Here is a 3,817-nt window from a genome sequence, read left to right on the forward strand (position 1 = left end):
CTTGGATTGTTGTACTTTGGCATTGAACACCTCATCTTTAGTTAGATTTTGGTGTCCGTTAAAGCGGGGTAAGATCATTGTCCGTTTGAATGGCTTGTTAGTTGCTGTGTGTTAAATACACCAAACTAACAACAAGTTACCATGATTGCGTGGTTTAATGGAAGAGTTAAAAAACTCCCCCGTACCGCTACTGCGCAAAAGGTTGAACTTTGAGCCACTTAAATTGCCTTATTGAAGCGAACATGACAAACCTATAATTAAAATATGAGGCCGATTTTCGCTGGTTAACCTTTAAAAGCTAATGGCGAAAACTCATCGAAACACATATATAGCCAATTTATAAAACACGCTTTTACAATAAAAGTTTACTTCGATTAGCGGTGCCTACTAACGCCCTGTTAACAGGCAAAAAATAGTTGGTTAAAATCAGCGACGAAGGAGCAAAACCAACTGTTTTTTGTCCTTGTTTAACAGCTTGTTAGCTATCGTCTTCACGAATAAATTTAATTGAAAAACCTTTACCGTTTTCTCCCGAAACAAAAACAGTAATATTGTTCTCTTTATTCAATTGATAACTGATCTTCTTAGGGAAATCATGCAGTGAGTTCTCGAATATCGCAGTTTTAGCAGTGCAACTTGTTAATTTGAAAGCAACAGGTAAATCATTACTGGAAACTTTAGCCACATAAAAAACCTCTCCAGACATCTCGACTAATCGTAAAGTTTCAGAACTTACAATTTTGTTCTTTTCAATCGAATGCGTATATCCAGAACCTTCAAATGTTTTGGCGCTTATTCGTTTCCATGATTCATTGATTTTCAATTTGCTGTTTTCAGAATTCCAATTACCAAGTAACCACGTTAATGATTCGATCGTACCACAAGTCTTCGCTTGCACAGTTGGTTGAAAAACTAAACACAGTAACAAAAAACTTATTATCTTTAACATTGCACTCAACTCCATTGATTAGTAAAGATAGCTAACGCCCCACTAAGCGGAAAATTGCTGGGCTTGGATTTTGCGTGTTTTTTGCAAAATGCATGAACAGTAATTTTTCCGTTTGAGTGGCTTGTTAGCTTTTTGTTGGAAATTCTTCAATTTTAATTGGAACAGAAGTCTTTTTACCATGTTTTTCATACGCCTCTTCAATGTCCTTAGAAGAGTATTTTCCTTCAACGGCATCCATACTCATAACAATAGCTCCATTTGAACCAATAATAGGGTAAGGATGTACATCTGAAACCCTAAAACCAATTGAGTAAATACCATACTCAAACGAATTTAATTCTATTTCTTTTATGGCTTTTTGTTTAGTTAGTTGCTCTAAGCTTTTGTAACCTCGTTTTTCATCTAGTTGTGTAAAATGAAATAATAACCAGTTTCCTGTATTTTGGCTCTGGTACGAAAAATAACGCTCAGTATTTCCATTTATAAACCACTGCTGTACTTCACTAATTTTCTCTCCGTAATATGCTCTTTCTCTTTCACTTAAAACACCAAGCTCCCAAGCAAACAATAAGCCAAGAGGAATGCCAACCATTAATTTTCGCTGGCTTAGAAATAACTCTTCAATCTTTTCAATCCATACTGAATTTTCATTGTGAATATTACGAATTTTAATTTTTTCTTTCATTATGTCTTGATAATTTTGATAAAAAGAACTTCCCGAAAAATCTGTAGTAAATGTAGGAAAGTTATTTTCTTTAGTTTTATAATAACTAAGTACATTTAATTCTTGATCTAAAGGAATGTCGGATATTTTCAAGTAATGAAACCGATCTTGTAAGTAATAATTTAAGTCTGGAACGGTTTTTATTTCTTCAATCATTACTTCTAAATCTTTCCAAGATATAACATGTATAGGGATTTCATTCGAATAAATATCTGGAGAGTATTTAGATGGGTTTACATTCGAGTTTTCTTCTTCATAAACCAAAATAATTAAGCCTACTATTTGGGACACACTTTCACAGTCAAGCTGGGCTTGATAATACTCATTTTTTAAGAATATTTGTTCATTAGCTTTTATTCTTTTTGCATTATTACTAATTTGTTTACTTGCATCTTTAATTTTTGAATGGCTCCATGATTCTATCGAAGCCGTACTAAGAGAATTATCACGTGTTTTCACTTCAATTAAAAATACGGTTCTATTTAGCCAAATTAGTACATCAGCAACCTCTACATTATTTTTTGTCTTTGGGCTTGGAAATGAGAATATTTTTGATAAGCTTTTATCAACAAAGTTACTTACTAACAGCTCACCTACTTCTCCTTTTGTTAATTTATCCATAGAACTCCCTAATGATGCAGGTTTGTGATATATGCTTTTGCGTCGCAGACAGCTAACGCCCTAATAATGGGCAAAAAATTGTTGGCTAAAATGTTGAGGAACGAAAACAGCCAACTGTTTTTTGTCCTTATTAATTAGCTTGTTATATGGTTTTATTGAAGACTTATTAAAAAGCAAGATAACAGCTTTAAGCTTATAAAACTAAATACAATTGGAAATAGAACATCAGTAGTCAATTTAACTAAATTAGAAACTCGAACAAAGTTACTTTTGTATTTATACGTAATTTCTTGGTTCTTTCTCTTTATATCGTTCATTTCACCGCTCGTTGTACCGGCATCTTGATCATAGTATTCATGTTCGTGATCAGGAAAGCATTCATCTGCTGTTAAGCCGATTGTATCCCCTGTGGTTTTTGCAGTTTTTCGACCAATCAAAGCTGGAAGGTAATACTGAATTATTTCAATAATTGAAAAAACAATAAAACTTATTAAAAAATAGGCGGTAACAGCCAAAACAAACCAACCTGCCATAGTTTCATTCTTAGATAAATCCAAACCAAGGATCGCCACTTTCTGAGGTAAGGCTTGGGTTAAGGCAATAAATAGCGAAATCCCAGACATAACTAAAACTTTAGTTTTTATTTTTTTCAAATCATCATTTAGATCGAACATTTATTTAATTAAACTCCAAAACTTGAGAACCATATAACGCCGCATTAAGCGGACTAAAATTGTTGGTTATAATGTGGAGCGTAGCGGAACCTAACCAACTGTTTTAGTTCCGTTTAAATGCCTTGTTATAAGTTTTTACTCATCATGAATATCTATAAACTTGTCTTTTTTGAAGTCTTTGAAGCAAAGATAAAACCAATCATGGGCCTGATCAAATAACACAAATATTTCGTCAAATACCTCTTTTATGCTCTCAAGTTCTTGTTTTACACTATCAATCGATGTTTTCTTGGTCAGGCCATGAGCGAGTGAGTTTCTTACTTGATTAAAGTTTTGACACTTTTGTATAAATAACTCTTTATTATCAAAACTGACAGTCTCTTTTAGCTGTTCGATTACTCCCCCAAACATAATTCGTTTACTTTTTGAAAACTCAATTTCCAAGGGGTAAATACTAGCTTTAATAAAAAATCTTGAATCTTCGATTAGTACCTTTGCCATTTCTTCACAAAGCTGATGATAGATTAGTAGAGCAGCAAGATAACCCTCGATAGAGTCTTTATTGAACGCGTTATCAGCAATATCATTCAGTTCATTAAGGTGATCTGAGCTTGTAAATCCCGGCCAGAGTTCAGAGTTATTAATTTTATGTTTAAAATTCATATTCATATTCGATTAACTTATCCATTCAATTAACTTATAACGCCCAAATAACGGGCTAAGTAATACTTGCTACAATGTGAAACGAAGTGGAACCGAGCAAGTGTTACGTGTGATCTTCCCCCGATAAAACGGACACATTTTTTTTCACGCTGCTATTGCTTCATATTCTATCGGTGAGCAATAATT

4 protein-coding genes are annotated in these 3,817 nt (G+C 33.4%); all 4 read right to left on the reverse strand.

The window, feature by feature from the left end; all coding sequences use genetic code 11:
* Positions 1-478: 478 nt before the first annotated feature.
* Positions 479-949: a DUF6265 family protein gene (locus MTCD1_RS18050; RefSeq protein ID WP_057180660.1), complete on the reverse strand. Its 471-nt coding sequence runs from the start codon at positions 947-949 to the stop codon at positions 479-481.
* Between the two features lie 124 nt (positions 950-1,073).
* Entirely contained in the window at positions 1,074-2,294 is a 1,221-nt protein-coding gene (locus tag MTCD1_RS18055) for a nuclease-related domain-containing protein (protein ID WP_057180661.1), read from the reverse strand.
* A gap of 152 nt (positions 2,295-2,446) precedes the next feature.
* Positions 2,447-2,968 (reverse strand): hypothetical protein, encoded by a 522-nt coding sequence (locus MTCD1_RS18060; RefSeq protein WP_057180802.1) that lies wholly within the window; start codon positions 2,966-2,968, stop codon positions 2,447-2,449.
* A gap of 135 nt (positions 2,969-3,103) precedes the next feature.
* Positions 3,104-3,637 (reverse strand): hypothetical protein, encoded by a 534-nt coding sequence (locus tag MTCD1_RS18065; RefSeq protein WP_057180801.1) that lies wholly within the window; start codon positions 3,635-3,637, stop codon positions 3,104-3,106.
* Positions 3,638-3,817 lie beyond the last annotated feature (180 nt).

This window comes from Colwellia marinimaniae (genome assembly GCF_002207865.1).
GTDB classification, from domain to species: Bacteria; Pseudomonadota; Gammaproteobacteria; order Enterobacterales; family Alteromonadaceae; genus Colwellia; species Colwellia marinimaniae.

What these genes read in the sequence shown, in the direction of transcription:
- MTCD1_RS18050 (WP_057180660.1), bottom strand. Translation starts at nt 949, where the DNA reads ATGTTAAAGATAATAAGTTTTTTGTTACTGTGTTTAGTTTTTCAACCA.
- MTCD1_RS18055 (WP_057180661.1), bottom strand. Translation starts at nt 2,294, where the DNA reads ATGGATAAATTAACAAAAGGAGAAGTAGGTGAGCTGTTAGTAAGTAAC.
- MTCD1_RS18060 (WP_057180802.1), bottom strand. Translation starts at nt 2,968, where the DNA reads ATGTTCGATCTAAATGATGATTTGAAAAAAATAAAAACTAAAGTTTTA.
- MTCD1_RS18065 (WP_057180801.1), bottom strand. Translation starts at nt 3,637, where the DNA reads ATGAATATGAATTTTAAACATAAAATTAATAACTCTGAACTCTGGCCG.